The sequence below is a fragment of the Terrabacter sp. P2_E3 genome (assembly GCF_056403915.1).
Map to the genome: position 1 here is coordinate 173,234 of NZ_JBFUEN010000005.1, position 14,575 is coordinate 187,808.

17 protein-coding genes are annotated in these 14,575 nt (G+C 72.1%); 4 read left to right on the plus strand and 13 right to left on the minus strand.

Annotated elements, in window-relative coordinates:
- Positions 1-75: 75 nt before the first annotated feature.
- The 7 genes from AC1DW8_RS08555 to AC1DW8_RS08585 all read right to left on the minus strand — a co-directional run bounded on the left by AC1DW8_RS08555 (position 76) and on the right by AC1DW8_RS08585 (position 6,707).
- Positions 76-687, minus strand: coding sequence for an isochorismatase family protein (locus AC1DW8_RS08555; protein ID WP_478093273.1), 612 nt, complete (start codon positions 685-687; stop codon positions 76-78).
- A 99-nt stretch (positions 688-786) separates the two neighbouring features.
- Positions 787-1,389: a hypothetical protein gene (locus AC1DW8_RS08560; protein WP_478093275.1), complete on the minus strand. Its 603-nt coding sequence runs from the start codon at positions 1,387-1,389 to the stop codon at positions 787-789.
- Positions 1,386-2,336: a hypothetical protein gene (locus tag AC1DW8_RS08565; RefSeq protein WP_478093277.1), complete on the minus strand. Its 951-nt coding sequence runs from the start codon at positions 2,334-2,336 to the stop codon at positions 1,386-1,388. Before AC1DW8_RS08565 ends, AC1DW8_RS08560 begins: the two co-directional genes overlap by 4 nt.
- A complete protein-coding gene (locus AC1DW8_RS08570; protein ID WP_478093279.1) occupies positions 2,336-3,235 on the minus strand; it encodes an ATP-binding cassette domain-containing protein in 900 nt (299 codons plus the stop codon). The genes AC1DW8_RS08565 and AC1DW8_RS08570 overlap by 1 nt, the downstream gene beginning before the upstream one ends.
- Positions 3,232-4,161, minus strand: coding sequence for a hypothetical protein (locus AC1DW8_RS08575; protein ID WP_478093281.1), 930 nt, complete (start codon positions 4,159-4,161; stop codon positions 3,232-3,234). Before AC1DW8_RS08575 ends, AC1DW8_RS08570 begins: the two co-directional genes overlap by 4 nt.
- On the minus strand, positions 4,158-4,712 hold the full coding sequence (locus AC1DW8_RS08580) for an RNA polymerase sigma factor (protein WP_478093283.1): 555 nt from the start codon (positions 4,710-4,712) through the stop codon (positions 4,158-4,160). The genes AC1DW8_RS08575 and AC1DW8_RS08580 overlap by 4 nt, the downstream gene beginning before the upstream one ends.
- A 66-nt stretch (positions 4,713-4,778) precedes the next feature.
- Entirely contained in the window at positions 4,779-6,707 is a 1,929-nt protein-coding gene (locus tag AC1DW8_RS08585) for a glycoside hydrolase family 15 protein (protein WP_478093285.1), read from the minus strand.
- 76 nt (positions 6,708-6,783) lie between these two features.
- Between AC1DW8_RS08585 and AC1DW8_RS08590 the strand changes: the two genes are divergently transcribed.
- Positions 6,784-8,106 carry a hypothetical protein gene (locus AC1DW8_RS08590; protein ID WP_478093287.1) on the plus strand — a complete coding sequence of 441 codons (1,323 nt, stop codon included), beginning with the start codon at positions 6,784-6,786 and terminating at the stop codon, positions 8,104-8,106.
- Between the two features lie 30 nt (positions 8,107-8,136).
- Here the strand turns inward: AC1DW8_RS08590 and AC1DW8_RS08595 are convergent, their stop codons facing one another.
- The gene (locus AC1DW8_RS08595) at positions 8,137-8,625 is read right to left on the minus strand and encodes a hypothetical protein (protein ID WP_056779249.1); all 489 of its coding nucleotides are present in this window, start codon (positions 8,623-8,625) and stop codon (positions 8,137-8,139) included.
- Between the two features lie 166 nt (positions 8,626-8,791).
- On the opposite strand from AC1DW8_RS08595, the gene AC1DW8_RS08600 reads away from it, so the two are divergent.
- From AC1DW8_RS08600 to AC1DW8_RS08610, 3 genes are read left to right on the plus strand one after another with little or no spacing between them, the layout of a single operon-like run.
- Positions 8,792-9,298, plus strand: coding sequence for a hypothetical protein (locus tag AC1DW8_RS08600; RefSeq protein WP_056779247.1), 507 nt, complete (start codon positions 8,792-8,794; stop codon positions 9,296-9,298).
- Between the two features lie 14 nt (positions 9,299-9,312).
- The gene (locus tag AC1DW8_RS08605; RefSeq protein WP_200958966.1) at positions 9,313-9,594 is read left to right on the plus strand and encodes a type II toxin-antitoxin system Phd/YefM family antitoxin; all 282 of its coding nucleotides are present in this window, start codon (positions 9,313-9,315) and stop codon (positions 9,592-9,594) included.
- Positions 9,591-10,019, plus strand: coding sequence for a type II toxin-antitoxin system VapC family toxin (locus AC1DW8_RS08610; protein WP_056823054.1), 429 nt, complete (start codon positions 9,591-9,593; stop codon positions 10,017-10,019). Before AC1DW8_RS08605 ends, AC1DW8_RS08610 begins: the two co-directional genes overlap by 4 nt.
- 298 nt (positions 10,020-10,317) lie before the next feature.
- Here the strand turns inward: AC1DW8_RS08610 and AC1DW8_RS08615 are convergent, their stop codons facing one another.
- The 5 genes from AC1DW8_RS08615 to AC1DW8_RS08635 all read right to left on the minus strand — a co-directional run bounded on the left by AC1DW8_RS08615 (position 10,318) and on the right by AC1DW8_RS08635 (position 14,499).
- Entirely contained in the window at positions 10,318-10,836 is a 519-nt protein-coding gene (locus tag AC1DW8_RS08615; protein ID WP_056823052.1) for a glycine cleavage system transcriptional repressor, read from the minus strand.
- A 182-nt stretch (positions 10,837-11,018) separates the two neighbouring features.
- A complete protein-coding gene (locus AC1DW8_RS08620) occupies positions 11,019-11,975 on the minus strand; it encodes an oxygenase MpaB family protein (RefSeq protein ID WP_478093291.1) in 957 nt (318 codons plus the stop codon).
- Positions 11,976-12,037: 62 nt separating this feature from the next.
- Positions 12,038-12,433, minus strand: a complete 396-nt coding sequence (locus tag AC1DW8_RS08625; protein ID WP_478093428.1) for a PPOX class F420-dependent oxidoreductase — start codon at positions 12,431-12,433, stop codon at positions 12,038-12,040.
- Between the two features lie 72 nt (positions 12,434-12,505).
- Positions 12,506-13,858, minus strand: coding sequence for a hypothetical protein (locus AC1DW8_RS08630; protein WP_478093293.1), 1,353 nt, complete (start codon positions 13,856-13,858; stop codon positions 12,506-12,508).
- Positions 13,855-14,499: a hypothetical protein gene (locus AC1DW8_RS08635; RefSeq protein ID WP_478093295.1), complete on the minus strand. Its 645-nt coding sequence runs from the start codon at positions 14,497-14,499 to the stop codon at positions 13,855-13,857. The genes AC1DW8_RS08630 and AC1DW8_RS08635 overlap by 4 nt, the downstream gene beginning before the upstream one ends.
- Positions 14,500-14,575 lie beyond the last annotated feature (76 nt).

Consider the following 14,575-nt stretch of genomic DNA (forward strand, 5'->3'; position numbering starts at 1 on the left):
TGGTGCAGTCGCCGAACCCCCAGTCTCCACCCTTCGCCTCGGCGGCCGTCACCCACCCACTGACGAGTCGACCGCTTATCGCTCGGTGGACTCAGGCGCAGCACCGATCCAGTCGATCATCTCGTCGGTCGTGGCGACCTGGGCGAAGAAGGTGCCGACCGTGGCCAGCGAGGCGCGCTGCACCTCGGCGACCTCCATCCCCGGCACCCCGCCGGTGGTCGTGGCGTCGCTCATGAAGAACGCGCGCACGTCGCGGACCATCGCCTCGCGCGCCGTCGTCTCGCAGCAGACGTTCGTCTCGATCCCGGTGATGATGATGGTGTCGACGCCGAGCAGCTCGAGCCGCACCAGCAGGTCGGTGTCGTGGAAGGCCCCGAAGTGCGGCTTCTCGAGCACGTGGTCGGACGGGTCCATGACCAGCGACTCGTGGAAGGCCGCGGTGTGGGACGTGCGGTCGAGCATCCCCTCCCGCACCGGCGGGAACATCTCCCCGAGGATCCCGAGATCGGCGTCCGCGGGCACCGCGTGCCGGACGTGGATGACCGGGATGCCGGCCCCACGGCATACCTCCGCCAGGCGGTTGATGCGCTCGACCACGGCAGGCGCATCCCGCGCCATCTCGACGAAGACGTTCTGGACGTCGATGTTGAGCAGGGCCATCCGGCTCGGGTCGACCTCGAACTGCATGATGGTGCGCCTTCCGGTCGCCTCGGCCCCCCCATGGGGGCACGCTACGGCTCGCCGGCCCATCCTGACCGGCGAATCGAACAGCAGCACCGCCACTCGTCAGGCGAGCGGGTCCCGGGTCGCGCGCGTCAGCGCCGCCAGGCAGACGGCGCCCACGCCACCCCACAGCACGAACGAGCTTGCCCACCGTGCGTCCGGCTCACTCGGGAAGACGTCGACCCAGCGCGAGAGCGGGTTCACGACGGCCAGCGCGATGACCACCGTCAGGAGGGCGCCGCCGACCGCGTCCCCGGGCTCGGGCACGTGCCGACGCAGGGCAGCGGCCGCGGCGGCGGCGACGAGCACGCAGCCCGTCAACCAGAGCAGGACCCCGAGCCGAGCGCTCAACCCGCTCCGGACCGCCAGAGCCGCGACCCCGATCGACCCCACGACGAGCACCGCACCGGCGACGAGGAGTCGGGCCCGAGTGCGCCCCCGCAGCGACGTGGGCGTGGCGGCGACGGCCTCCGCTGCCGCCTCGTCGAGGACGTATGCCGTCGCCGCGGCGAGGGCGGCCACGCCCACCACCAGCGCCGTGCCAGCTACGGCGCTGGTGGTCCACGTCGCCGCAACCCCTACAAGCAGCAGTCCCACTGAGGTCAGGGCCGCCACGGGCCGCCACGGGATGCCCGCGGCGGGCCCGAGGAGGCGCGCGTGGATCATCGCGTCACGACCACGCTGTGGCCGTCGGGGTAGGAGCGCACCGGCTGGCTGAGGCCGGTGGCCGAGGCGAGACCATAGGCGATCACCGACAGCACGAGGGTCACCGCGCCGATCCGGACGAGCCGCCGCCGGGTCTGACCCTCGGACCGCCACAGCAGTGCGGCGAGGGCCGCGAGGGCGCAGAGAGTGATGACCCAGACGAGGTACCACGCCGGCGACCCGGTCAGGCTGGTGACCGTGACGTAGTCCGCCGATGCCGACGAGAAGTAGCCGACCGGCGCGAAGAGGCGGACCCAGCGGAACCACGCAGGCGGTGCCCCCTCGGTGGTGCTGAAGGCGCCGAGGACGCCGATCGTCCAGACGACCACCGCCAGCACGAGGACCGCCGACGCACCGCGGAACCTCCACCACCGGCCGGCCGCGATGCCGAGCAGGGTGCCGCCGACGGCCGTCGCGACCGAGTTCTCGACGAGGACCGCCGCGATAGCCGCGTGAGACAAGGGGCCGTACATCCAATCCGGCGCGCTCAACGCCGACGGGCCGATGGCGTAGTAGAGGACGAGCCACGCCGAGGCGACGAGCGCGGGGACACCAGCAATCAGGCAGAGCGCGGCCGTCCGGGTGGTGACGGAGGTGGGCGACGCCTCGAGCAGCTCACCGGCCCCGTGGAACGACCGCGTCAGGTGGTAGGCGGTGATCATCGAGGCCACGCCCACCGTCAGGGCGACGACGGGCAGGCTGAGCGAGTCGCTGGTGACCTGGTGTGCCTGCTCGTTGAGGGCCATGGCCGTGAAGACGACGCCCAGTGCCGTGCCCACGAGGAACATCGGGTGTCGGGCGAAGCGCCACGCCTCGATGCGGGCGAGCGCGGCGAACGGGCTGCGGTAGCCGCCACGCGGGGCGAGGGCGGTCGTCACGGCAAGGGCGTCCTGCGGGGTGGTGGTCATCACGCCACCTCCGCCGAGGTCGTGGCGTCAGCGGACGTGGGGGCGGTGGCGCCCCGCAGCAGCAGGTAGGCGTCCTCGAGGCTGGGCTCGACGAGCTCGGCGCCCCTCGGCACCGACTCCCCGACGTTGCGATAGCGCCCGGACGCGGTGCGCCACGACGCCTGCGCCGCGGCATCCGGGGCCGCGGCCATCCAGACACGTCCGGCCGCGAGCGACACGAGCTCGGGCACCGTGCCGTCGAAGTGCACGCGCCCGGCGTCGAGCACGACGACCCGCCGGCACAGCGCGGCGACGTCCTCTGTCTGGTGCGTCGAGATGACCATCGTCGACGTCGCGGCGATGTCGGCGAGCACGCCACGCAAGGACGCGCGCTGCTCGGGGTCGAGCCCGGTCGTCGGCTCGTCCAGGACCAGCAGCTCCGGTGTGCCGAGCAGGGCCTGGGCCAGAGCGACCCGGCGTCGCTGCCCACCCGAGAGCCGACTGATGCGTTTCGTCCCGACGTCGCCGAGGCCGACGAGGTCCAGCACTCGTCTCACCTCGGTGGTGCGAGTCCCACGGTCGGCCCACTCCTTGAGGACTGCCATGTAGTTGACGAAGGCGAAGGTGGAGAACCCGCGCGGGAAGCCGAGCTCCTGCGGTTGGTAGCCGAGACGCCGCCTGACCTCGGTGCGGGCATCCGGCTGGCTCGGGTCGCGGCCGAGGAGCCGCACCTCGCCGGCGTCGGGGCGCAGCACCGTCGCCATGACGCGGAGCATCGTCGTCTTGCCGGCGCCGTTCGGACCGAGCAGTCCGGTGATGCCGGGCCCGAGGTCGAGGTCGACGTCGTCCAGAGCCGCGAGGGAGCGGTAGCGCTTGGTGACACCGCGCAGGGAGACCGGGGTCGAGCCGGTTGTGGTCATGACGCGATCCTTCCGATCGTGCCGAGTCGCCGGGCTCGAAGGACGAGGACGGGCGGCCCGATGAGGAGCATGAGGACGTAGAGGACGAGGTACTGCGGCGCGAAGACGGCCCAGATCGTGTCGAGGCGTGAGGCCGCGCCGGTGGCGATGACCCAGACGACGGTGATGGCGCTCGCCGGGCGCCACGGCCCGAACCACGTCGACAGGGCGAGCACCGCCGCGGTGAAGCCCAGCGCCGGGAGGAGCCACACCCACGCTGCCGATTCCGGGAAGACGAACTGCCCGACGAGGACGACGGGCAGGGCCGCGAGGAGCACGGCGCCGGTCCGGAGCAGCAGCAGACGCGCGAGCGGGTACGGCGCCGAGCTCTCCTGCTCGAGCGCCGGCCCGCCCTCCGGGCCGAAGGCCGCCGCCACGGCCAGCACCGGCACGAGCGGCGCCACGACGAGGAAGATCATGACGCTGCCGTTGCGCGCGGCCACGGCGCCACCGACCGCGAAGGCGACGGCGAGGGCGACCGCGCAGATCCACGATCCGCGCAGCGCCGGCGCCGCGGCCACGAGCATCGCGTCGCCGGGCGGCAGGCCGATCCGCACGAGGAGCCGCTCCAGCAGCGACACGCGTGGCACCTCGATCTCGTCGCGTACGGCGCCCCAGACGGCCGCCAGGTCCGGCAGGTCGGGCGCGTCCGGAACGCCGGACAGGGCTGGTGGCTCAGGCTGCCCGTGACCTGCCGCGTCCGAGAGGGGCGTCACGTCGGGAAGGGAGCTGACGGCATACGCCATCGGGGGCAGCGCGGCGGCGACGCTCGCCTGGCACTGCGGGCACCGCACGAGATGCTGCTCGAGCGACATCGACGTGACGGCGTCAGCGTGGCCGTGGACCCACGCACGCAGGTCGTCCGGCCGCACGTGGCTCGTACTCATGACGAGGCTCCTTCCAGCAGGCTCGCCCGCAGGCGCGCCCTCGCGCGGTGGGCCCGCGTCTTGACGGTGTTTTGGGGGATGCCCAGCAGTCGCGCGGCCTCCCGGGTGGTGAGGCCGTCGAGCACGGTCGCCTGCATGACGGCGCGCAGCTCGGGGGACAGGGCGGCCATCGCCCGACCGAGATCGCCGTACTCCACGCCGAGGAGCAGCTCGTCCTCGGCGGTGGGCGAGGCAGTGCCGGATGCCCCCGGGTCGCGCAGGAGCACGACGTCCCGGCGCGACCGGAGACGACTGACGAGCCGTCGGATCGCGATCCCCCACATCCAGGCGCCGACCTCGCCCGTCCCTTGGTAGCGCCGGGCCCCCTGCCACACGGCGACGAAGGTGTCCTGGAGCACGTCGGCCACGACCTCACGGTCGTTGCAGCGCCGCATCAGCCGGACCGAGAGCCACGGTGCGTGACGCTCGTAGAGCCTCTCGAGGGCGCCGACGTCCCCGGAGGCCAGCGCCTCGAGGAGGCTCTGGTCGTCGGGAGCGACGAACGGTGACACATCTCTACTGTCGACCCGGAGGGCCCGATCGGTTCTCGGTATGGCGACGAAGCGCGGTGCGGGGCGTCAGCGGGGAGGCAGCTCGCCGCCCGTCTCGGTGGCGATGACGTGCATGACCGCGTTGATGAGGGCCAGATGGGTGAACGCCTGGGGGAAGTTGCCGAGGTGGCGCCCCGTGTGGGTGTCGATCTCCTCGGCATACAGTTCCAGCGGCCCGGCGAACGACAGGAGCTTGGCGCACAGCTCGTGCGCCCGCTTGTGCTCGCCGATCTCCGACAGCGCCGACACGAGCCAGAACGAGCAGATCGTGAAGGTCCCCTCCTCGCCGGAGAAGCCGTCGTCCGTCTCGTCGACGCGATAGCGCAGCACCAGCCCGTCGACCGTCAGCTCGTCCGCGATGGCCAGCACCGTCGCTCGGATCACCGGGTGGTCCGGCGGCAGGAAGCGCACGAGCGGCGCCAGCAGCAGCGAGGCGTCCAGCGCCGACGCCCCGTAGTACTGCGTCAGCACCCCACGCTCGTCGACCCCGTGCTCGAGGATGTCGGCCATGATCTCCTCGGCCGCCAGCTCCCACTCCGCGGCCTGCGAGTCCTCCCCGATCATCGACGCGAGCTTCGCGCCGCGGTCGACCGCGACCCAGCACATGATCTTCGACGACGTGAAGTGCTTGAGCTCCCCGCGCACCTCCCAGATGCCGGCGTCGGGCTCGCGCCAGTGCTTGAGCGCCGTCCGCACCTGCTTGCCGAGGATCGGCCAGATGCGCCCGTCGAGGTGGTCGGCGACCTTCGAGTGGAGGTAGACCGAGTCGAGCAGCGCGCCCCAGACGTCGTGCTGCACCTGCGAGTGCGCGGCGTTGCCGATGCGCACGGGGCGCGACCCGGCATACCCCGGCAGGTGGTCGAGCTCGAACTCCGGCAGCTCACGCTCCCCGCCGATGCCGTACATGATCTGCAAGTCCTCGTCGCGCTCGGCCATGTCGGCGATGAACGAGAAGAAGTCCACGGCCTCCCAGTCGAACCCCAGCGAGTACATCCCCCACAGGGCGAACGTCGCGTCGCGGATCCACGTGTAGCGGTAGTCGTAGTTCCGTTCCCCACCAATGGTTTCCGGCAGCGACGTCGTCGACGCGGCAGCGATCGCACCTGTCGGCGCATACGTCAGTCCCTTGAGCGTCAAGGCACTCCGCTGGAGGTAGCCGCGCCACGGGTGGTCGGGGAAACGGCCGCGCGCGAGCCAGTGCTGCCAGTGGTGGGCCGTCCACACGAGCCGCTGGTACGCCTGGCCGAAGTCGGTCGGAGGCGCCTTCTCACCCCACGAGAGCGCGATGTAGCGGACGTCGCCCTCCCTGAGCAGCGTTCTCGCAGCAGCCTGCCCACCCTCGAAGCCGAGCCGCAGGTCCGTCGTCAGCGTGAGCACCACGTCCGACCCCGCGCCGGACGCTCGGCCCTGGTGGTAGCCCAGGTCGGTGTAGTCCCACGTCACCGGCTGGCGCCCGTAGTCGAGCACCGGCTCGCACTCCATCACCGTCTGCACCTCGCCCGACACGCAACGGATCGTCCGCAGCAGCGTGTGCTCGGCGTCGTAGTCCATCGGCGTGCGCCGGTGCTTCGGTGACACGTCCTCGTCGTGGCGCCACGGCCCGATGAGCAGCACGTCGCGGACGATGATCCAGCCCGTCGGGGTGCCCCAGCTCGTCTCGAGCACCATCGTGCCCGGCAGGTAGCGCCGCGCCGTCGGCACGCTGACGTCGGACGGCCCGAGCCGGAAGCGCCCCGAGTGCCGCCCGAGCACCGCCCCGAAGACGCTCGGCGAGTCCAGGCGCGGCAGGCACATCCAGTCGACGTCGCCGCCCGGCGCCACGAGCGCCGTCACCTCACCGTCGGACAGGAACCCGTAGTCCGCGATCGGAACCGCCTTCACGTGGCCCGTCGGCCCCGGCGAGCCCGTAGTGCGCGTCGGGGCGTGCGAGGTCGCGACGTCAGCGGATGCGTCCATGTCCTCAGAATCCTCGCGGTCCTCCGCGCGCACAAGAGACGCCCTGCAGCGGACGTCGACGTGGCAGGATCGGCGCGTGTCCGAGCACGAGCTTCTCCTCCGGCATGCCTCCAACTGGGCGCTGCAGCGTCAGCGGGTGTGTGACACCGAACTCCTCGAGACGGCGCTGGAGCTGCGATCGGTCCATGACGCCCTCCCGCCCAACCTGTGGCCCGCCGGCAGTGTGGAGGACCTCATGCTGCACCGCTGGCCGAGCCACGGCCAGGTCATCCCGGACGTCGACGTCCTGGCCGAGTCGATCGACACGTTCGTCCGCTTCCTCCGGGTGACGGGACGGATGGCCTCCGGTTCTGGCGACCCGCGAGCCCTGGCCCGAGAGGCCCATCGCGCTGCTCCCCGGATGGCAGCCGCCTGTGCGGACCCGGCGAACTTCGGACCCACCAAGTCACTCATGGCCTTCGGTCGCGAGGCCGGCTTCCCCGTCGACAATGCCGACACGGTCGAAGAGCTCGACGAGACGATGCAGCAGGTCGTGGCGGCGTGGAACGCCCTCCCGGAGCACGATCGCAAGGCCCGTATGCCGCTCGCCGGCGATCGAGGGGCCGTGCACGGCACGGGCGCGGGCTTCGATGTCGACCAGAGCCTCGACGGCGACTTCGAACCCGCCGGGGTGCTGGAGCGTGGCGATCCCGCCCGAGCCGCAGCCCAGGCCCGGCGGGCCCCCTTCGTGCAGGCGTGTCTCCAGCTGGCTGACTGGGTGGGTGTCCGCAGGAAGGTGACGGCGACCGGCGTCCTGCGCCTGGCCGAGGCACGTGATGCCTATGCCGAGCTCGAGCTGTGGCGATGGCAGGAGGAGGTCGATGGAATCACCCACCGTCGCCCCGATGCCGCCGCCTCCCGCGACTTCAGGTGGAAGCGCGCCGGCGATGCGCTACCTCTCGAGCGACTGTGGTTCGCCGCACAGTCCGCCGGCCTCGTCGAGACCCTCAGCACCGTCGCGCGCAACACGGACGAACGCCCCGTGAGCGACGACGAATGGGTGGGCGTCAGTGTTGCGCTGACCCTCGCGCTGTGGCTGATCGTCGAGTCGGCCTACGACCGGTCACCGGTGCCCGTCCTCACGGTGCTCGGCGGCTGCGCGCTCATGGGCTCCATCACCAGTGCGCAGGTCCGGGAGCAGTGGCAGACGCATCCGGGCAACTCGTGGGGACCGGACTACCGGCCGAGCGGGTTCGAGGCCGAGTCCCAGCGCTACTCCGACGAGGAGCTCACCCTCTCCCTGCACTTCTTCACCGACACGGGCATCTGGGAGGTCGACGGCGACACCTACCGGCTCACCGACCTCGGCCGCGAGTTCGCGACCCTCCTCTTCACCTACCTCGAGGAGGGGATCGACTGAGCCAAGGCGAGGCCCGGGCAGTTCGGGCATCTAGCGAGCCGGTGCGAGGGCGAGGCGCGGGCGGAGTCGAGGCAGGTGGCCTCCGCGCTGGTCCATGACGCCCGTCCAGCCGTGCGGGGTCACGACATAGACGTCACCATCGATCGCACTGGTGAGGTGGTTGCTGTAGCGCCACGCCTGAAACCATCGGTGCTCGGCGATGGTGTCGATGACCCGGCCCTCGCGACACACGACCGTCACCAGCAGGTGCGTGATCGGGCTCCAGCCCCGCGGCGTGCCTCTCGGCTCCGGGACGAGGTCGACCGCGACACCGCGCAGCCGCGCACTTGCGTCATACGGGTCCCAGCACGGTTGTGGTTCGGTCGGATCCGGCACCACGGAGGCGCCAACCACCTCCTGGGTCTCGAGCTCCAAGGCCGCCACCACGATGCGCCCGCAGATGAGTGGACACACGTCGTCGATGGATTGCAGCACGAGCTCTGGGTCCTCGAGCTCCCAACGCTCACGAGATCTGGTCATGGCTCGACCGTGCCAGCGACCCGGGTGTTCCCGTCGAGGTTGTCCCCAGCAGCGCGCCACCGCACAGTGGTCGCCCCGCGCCTGTGGATGACACCCGCCCACCAGCAGCTCGCTCTGGTTGGCTCGGCGCCACCACTACTGCTTCTGCGACCGGCACGGAGGACCGATGGGCTACAGCACGCACTATCTCGGGCGACTCGACATCAGGCCGCGCCTGCGCGAGCCGGAGATCGAGTGGCTCCGTGCCTACGCCGAGCTCATCGACCCGCGAGAGCACGGCTACGACGTCCCTCTGAACCCGCGAGCCGAGAGAGCGGAACGAGCGCGCGGCTCGGGCAGGGGCGTTGCGCCGCTGAGCGATCCGGAGATCCTGACCCCGTGGGGGATGTGCGACTGGGTCCCCTGTGTCGAAGGGTGCTGCCTGCACTGGCGTGAGGTCGAGAAGTCCAACCACGCCGTGCCGTGGCTCGAGCACCTCGTCGGCCACTTCCTCGGCCCCGACGGCCTGGCCCGCGGCGCACGGGCTGACTTCGAGGACTTCACCTTCGACCACGTCGTCAACGGAGTCATCGCGGCCGAGCGTGGGGACACGCGCGAGCTCTACCTGATCCGTGCCGTCGACAACGTCATCACCACCGAGACTCTCGTCGCCGGTGATCCGTCAGGCTGGTGATCAAAGTGACTACAATGACCCATGAGGTGGTCACCATGGGCGGTCAACAGGTCGGGATCCGTGAGCTGAAGAGCCGGCTGAGCGAGTACGTCGACCGTGCCCGAGCGGGCGAGACGCTGGTCATCACCGACCGCGGTCGACCCGTCGCCGAGATCCGCCCGCTGTCCGGCCGCACGGCCCTCGAGACCCTCCTCGATGAGGGACTCGCGACGCGCGCACACCCCAAGCGTCCGTCACCCGAACCCCTCGCGGTCGACGGTGGGATCGGCGACCTCGTCGGCGACCAGAGCCGGTGATCCTTTACCTCGACACGTCGGCCCTCGTGCCCCTGCTCGTCGCCGAACCCACCTCGGCCCGGTGCCGGCGGCTCTGGGACGACGCCGACGACGTCGTCTCCTCCGTGGCCCTGCGACCGGAGGCCGCCTCCGCCCTGTGGCGAGCCCGACACTCCGGTCGCATCAGCGCCGTTCAGCACACCGAGCTGCTCGACCACCTGGCCGAGCTGACCGGGCAGATGCACCTCGTGGTCGTCGACGACCGACTGTCCAGGCGTGCAGCCGACCTGGCCTCGGCCCACGGCCTCCGGGGCTACGACGCCGTCCATGCCGCCACCGCCCTCATGGTCGTCGGGCAGGAGGGGCTGGCCGCCTCGGGCGACCGCTCGCTGCTCGCGACCTGGCAGGCGCACCTCGCGACCTGCGACATCGGCGCCGCGACGTAGGACGCCAGACGCACAGAGGGCGTATGCCGTCCGCTTCCGCAAGAGCCCGACAAGAGTCCCGCAAGGTCTCACGAATTCGGACATTCGGGCGCGTGCGCGGGTCTCCACTGGAGGGAGTCGTCCACCGACGACGCAGACTTCGGCGGTTGGCCCGTTGTGGTACGTGAACCGTCACGGGGCCCGAGCTCGCATCGCGAGGCGGGCCCCATCGTCATCCCCGGGCAGCCGCCACGCCGCACTGAGTCACCTGATGACCCAATGCACAGTCGCCGCGGCCAGGGCCTCAGGCAAGCCCCCGTCAGGCGACGGCGATGTCGACGAGCAGCTCCGTTGCGAGGCGCTCGAGGTCGGCCCGCAGGGCCGCCGAGTCCGAACCGCCCGGCACCCGCACGACAACGTGCGCCTCGAAGAGCAGCCCGCCCGCCATCGGCGCCTCCCGCGTCCCGGTCGTCATCGTCTCGATCGACAGCTCGTGCCGGCTCAGCACCGACGACACCTCGCGGACGATGCCCGGGCTGTCGTTGCCGAGCAGGTCGATCGTGAGCCGTTGCGCGTCGGCGTCGTCAGCAACGCCCGAGGCGTCGGCGCCCGGATGGGCGGCCACCTCGAGCAGCCCGTCGAGCTCGCCCAGCGCGGCCGTCAGTGCATCCACTCGGTCACCGGGCACACCCACGACGACGATGCCGGCGAACTTGCCGGCCAGCTCGGCGAGCTGGCTGTCCTCCCAGTTGCCGTCGTGCGCGGTGACGACGTCCGCGAGGGCACTGACGAGGCCGGCGCGGTCGTCGCCGATGACGGTGAGCACGAGTCTGGGCACATCCGCAGCCTACTGATCGGGGCCCGCTCGCGCGGCAGGCCGCGCGACGTCAGGCCACCCGATGAGGCGGCCCACGGCATACGCCATCGGGGCGACGACGGCGGCTCGCCGTCAGGAGGTAGGCGCCGGGCCGGGTGCACCCGCTTCTTGAGTGCAACCCGGCCCGGTCAAAAGGTGGCCGCTCAACTGGCGGCCTGGGCCCCGACGAGTTCATCCGGCTCGTCGGGGGGTCTGGGGGAGCCCGACGGGGTGTCGGGAGGGGTGTCGGACGGGCGACGCTCGGCGAGCCCGGCCATGCCCCAGCGCACCGCCGCCGTGCCGAGGTGCCCGAGCGGCCGCGCCACGAGCGTCGAGACGACGCCGGGCAGGGGGATGCCGAGCATCTCGCGCGCCCATCCGGGCAGCAGGGACACGCCTCCGGAGGCGAGGGTCCCGTAGCCCGGACGAGCGTAGAAGGGCAGTGGCGGGTCGAGCAGGAGGAAGCGTGCGGCCTCGCGGGCGGCCGGCGACGTCTCGAGCTCGGGACGGTAGGACGCGAGGACGGCCCGCAGCTCGGCGACCGAGGCGGGCGGGTCGATGACGCCGAGACGTCCGGCCGGGATGCCGGCCTGCGCGACGTAGACGTCGGCCTCGGCATCGGTCAGGGGCGTGTCGCCGAAGGTCTGGTAGCCGCGGAGGAACGAGTCGATCTCGGCGGCGTGCACCCACATGAGCAGGTGCGGGTCGTCAGCGCGGTAGGGCCGCCCGAGGTGGTCCTTGCCGCGCACCCGCTCGTGGATCGAGCGGACCATCGCGATGGCCTCCTCGGCGTGCTCGATCGTGCCGAAGGTCGTCGTCGCGAGGTAGTGGCTCGTGCGCTGGAGGCGCCCCCACGGGTCGCTCTTGTAGCCGCTGTGGCCGGCCACCCCGGCCATCGCCATCGGGTGGAGCATCTGGAGCAGCAGGGACGTCACACCCGCCGGGAACATCGAGGCCTCCGCGTGCACCCGCCACACCGGGTCCGCGGGCGTGAACCACCGCTCGCCCTGGGCCCCCCAGATCCGCTGCGCGCGGTCGGGCGCATCATCGCCCGCGACCTTGCTGCGCAGCATGACGCCGAGCTGGCGCTGGACCAGCCGGGCTCCTGCGGTGGGACTCATGCTCGACAACATAACTGCAGGTCAGCGGCGCGCGGAAACGGCGTGTCCAACCTTTGTCCGCGTCAGCCCAAGGTGATGCGGATGCCGGCGCGCGGGCCACGCGGCCGCACCCGGTCGGTGACCGCGGCCAGGGCGTCACCGAGCCGCGCCATGACGTATTTGCGGCCCATGGCGCGTTTGACCGCGGCGACGCCCTCCGGGCTGCGGTCGACGACGGCCGTGCCGGCATACGTCGGCGCCCCCTCGGGCACGCGCCCGCGGATGTCGCAGGGGCGCAGCTCGACCCGGGCGGTGTGCGCGAGCCGCTTGAGCTTGCCGCTCGGGTCGACGGTGATGACGACGAGCTCACCGGCGTCGCGGGCGACCCACACGGGCGAGCTCACCGGAGCGCCCGTCCGGCGGAACGTCGTCAGCGACACGTAGCGGTTGGCGTTGACGACGTCGAGGTCGCTCGGCATGGGGCTCACGCCGTCAGCGTATGCCGTGTCGCCGGCTCCCAGCCCGTGTCGAGGACGTGCCCGGCGACGTCCTCAGGCGAGCGAGCGGACCACCGCGACGACGCCGATGGCGAGGGCCGTCGCCGCCATGAGCGCCGCGGTCGTCGTCGCAGTCGTGCCGGCCCGTCCGGGGCGTCGCGCCAACGCTGCGGCCGTCGCCGTGAACGCGGCGAGGAGGAGGCCGAGCGTCATCAGGTTCGCCGCGTCGCCGCGTCGCTGCGAGGAGTCGACCGCCTCGTGCTGGGCGGCGAGGAGCCGGTCGTAGTCCGCCGGCTCGGACGTCACCATCGCGACGACCTCGGCCGGGACCCCGTCGGACTCGGTGGGCGGCGCCGTCATCGCGCCCGCGACCTGCGCCCACGTCGACGCCGCGGCGGCGTCGGCTTTCGCGAGCTCGGGCTGGCCCGGCACGTCGTCTCCGACGGCAACGAACTGCCGTGCGAGAGAGAGCATCCCGAGCTGCACCTGCTCTTGCTGGCTCCGGAGCGCGAACGAGCTGTAGAGCTGGCTCGCGAGCAGCGAGCCTGTGATCGTCGTCGCCCGTCGTGACGACTCGGCGTCGTCGCGCGCGGACCCGCTCGAGAGCACGAGCTGGGCCGCGGTGAGGACCGGCAGCAGCAGCCACGCGACGAGAGCGACGCCGGCGGCCAGGCGCTGGGCCCGGGTCCGCTCCTGCCACGGCTGGGGCACCAGCCCGACGTCGTCGGCACCCTCAGGCGTGCCCTGGGCGTGCGGGCCCGTCGCCGCCTGCGCCCGGTGACGGTGGCCCGCCGTGCGTACGACGACGAACGCGGCCGCGGCGACGACCGACATGGCAGCGAGCCGCAACGCCCACGCCGCTCGGGCGTCACCGTCGGCGACGGCGTCCTGGACGCCTTGGGGGTCGGCCCCCGTCAAAGTGAGCGCGTCCGCGAGGCGCGAGCTCACGGCATACCCGTGGTCGCCTCGCTCGTAGTCCGCGGACAGCAGGGAGCTGCCCGCCTGCTGCAGCCCGGCCCGGAGCTCGCCCGCGGTCTTGCGCAGCGTCGCCGCCTCCGCGGCCGCGAGCCGGCTGGCGGGCGTGGCGAAGCCCCGCGACGTGACCGCGTCGGACGCGTCCTGGAAGGCGTCGGCGCGCACCTCGAGCAGCGCGAGGTCGAGCGCGACCGGAGCCTGGTCCTGGTAGAGGTGACGCACCTCCTCGACGGTGAGCGCCATCGAGCGGGTCTCGAGGCGGGTCGACTGCAGCCAGTCGCCGCCCGCCTGGGCAGCCAGCCACGTGCCACCGGCGAGCAGCGCCGCGACGAGGACCGAGACGGCCACCTGCGCCGGGTTCGAGCGGATCCGCGCCGCCCACCCGTCCAGACGGCCGGCGGCGCGTTCGGCCGGTGAGTCGGGGACGCTCACCGGGGTGCCTCCTGCGTCATCGGCTCGTAGGTCACCGCTCCGAACCTGCCGACGAGGACGAGGTTCTCTCCCTCTCTCGACCACCTGTACGTCTCCTTCGACAGGTCGTCGAGCGGGCGCCCGTCATAGCTGCCGGACGGCGAGTCGGGGTCGTGGAGGGTCTGCACGCCGCCCTGCGGGGTCAGCGTCAGCGTCGAGTCGGTCACGTCGACCTTGCCCTTGGTGCCGATGTCGAACTCGAAGGTGCCGCTCGACCGCGACTGCATCATGACCTCCGCCCGCTCGAACCGGCCGTCGGGCCGGAAGGTGTAGAGCACCTCGGCCGAGCCCTGGTCGAGACTGCGCCACGTGCCCTCGAGCTCGCCCGGGACGGACGACGCGTCCGGGACGGGCGCCGGGCTGGAGGTCGGGGTGGGCGTCGGGACGGGAGCCGACGTGGGGAGCGACGTGGGGAGCGGCCCAGGGGTGCGCGTGACCGTCACGGTCGTCAGGGTCGGCGTCGCACCCGGCTGTGCCGTCGAACACGCGGTGATCGACCACGGAACCACCGTCACCGTGGCGAGCGTGAGCATCGCGGTCCGGCGCCACCGGGTCCGGTCCGGTGGTTGCGAGGTCATGTGGTGGTCCATCTGCTCGGGCATCGGGCTCGCCCTCCTCGTACCGGGCGCCTCGACGGTGCCCCTTCTGATCTGACGGTCGAGCCGGGCCGGTGATACG

Excerpts from the sequence above, each read along its gene's own strand:
- AC1DW8_RS08570 (WP_478093279.1), bottom strand. The coding sequence starts at position 3,235 with ATGACCACAACCGGCTCGACCCCGGTCTCCCTGCGCGGTGTCACCAAG.
- AC1DW8_RS08560 (WP_478093275.1), bottom strand. The coding sequence starts at position 1,389 with ATGATCCACGCGCGCCTCCTCGGGCCCGCCGCGGGCATCCCGTGGCGG.
- AC1DW8_RS08605 (WP_200958966.1), top strand. The coding sequence starts at position 9,313 with ATGACCCATGAGGTGGTCACCATGGGCGGTCAACAGGTCGGGATCCGT.
- AC1DW8_RS08600 (WP_056779247.1), top strand. The coding sequence starts at position 8,792 with ATGGGCTACAGCACGCACTATCTCGGGCGACTCGACATCAGGCCGCGC.
- AC1DW8_RS08575 (WP_478093281.1), bottom strand. The coding sequence starts at position 4,161 with ATGAGTACGAGCCACGTGCGGCCGGACGACCTGCGTGCGTGGGTCCAC.
- AC1DW8_RS08625 (WP_478093428.1), bottom strand. The coding sequence starts at position 12,433 with ATGCCGAGCGACCTCGACGTCGTCAACGCCAACCGCTACGTGTCGCTG.
- AC1DW8_RS08620 (WP_478093291.1), bottom strand. The coding sequence starts at position 11,975 with ATGAGTCCCACCGCAGGAGCCCGGCTGGTCCAGCGCCAGCTCGGCGTC.
- AC1DW8_RS08565 (WP_478093277.1), bottom strand. The coding sequence starts at position 2,336 with ATGACCACCACCCCGCAGGACGCCCTTGCCGTGACGACCGCCCTCGCC.
- AC1DW8_RS08595 (WP_056779249.1), bottom strand. The coding sequence starts at position 8,625 with ATGACCAGATCTCGTGAGCGTTGGGAGCTCGAGGACCCAGAGCTCGTG.
- AC1DW8_RS08555 (WP_478093273.1), bottom strand. The coding sequence starts at position 687 with ATGCAGTTCGAGGTCGACCCGAGCCGGATGGCCCTGCTCAACATCGAC.
- AC1DW8_RS08635 (WP_478093295.1), bottom strand. The coding sequence starts at position 14,499 with ATGCCCGAGCAGATGGACCACCACATGACCTCGCAACCACCGGACCGG.
- AC1DW8_RS08585 (WP_478093285.1), bottom strand. The coding sequence starts at position 6,707 with ATGGACGCATCCGCTGACGTCGCGACCTCGCACGCCCCGACGCGCACT.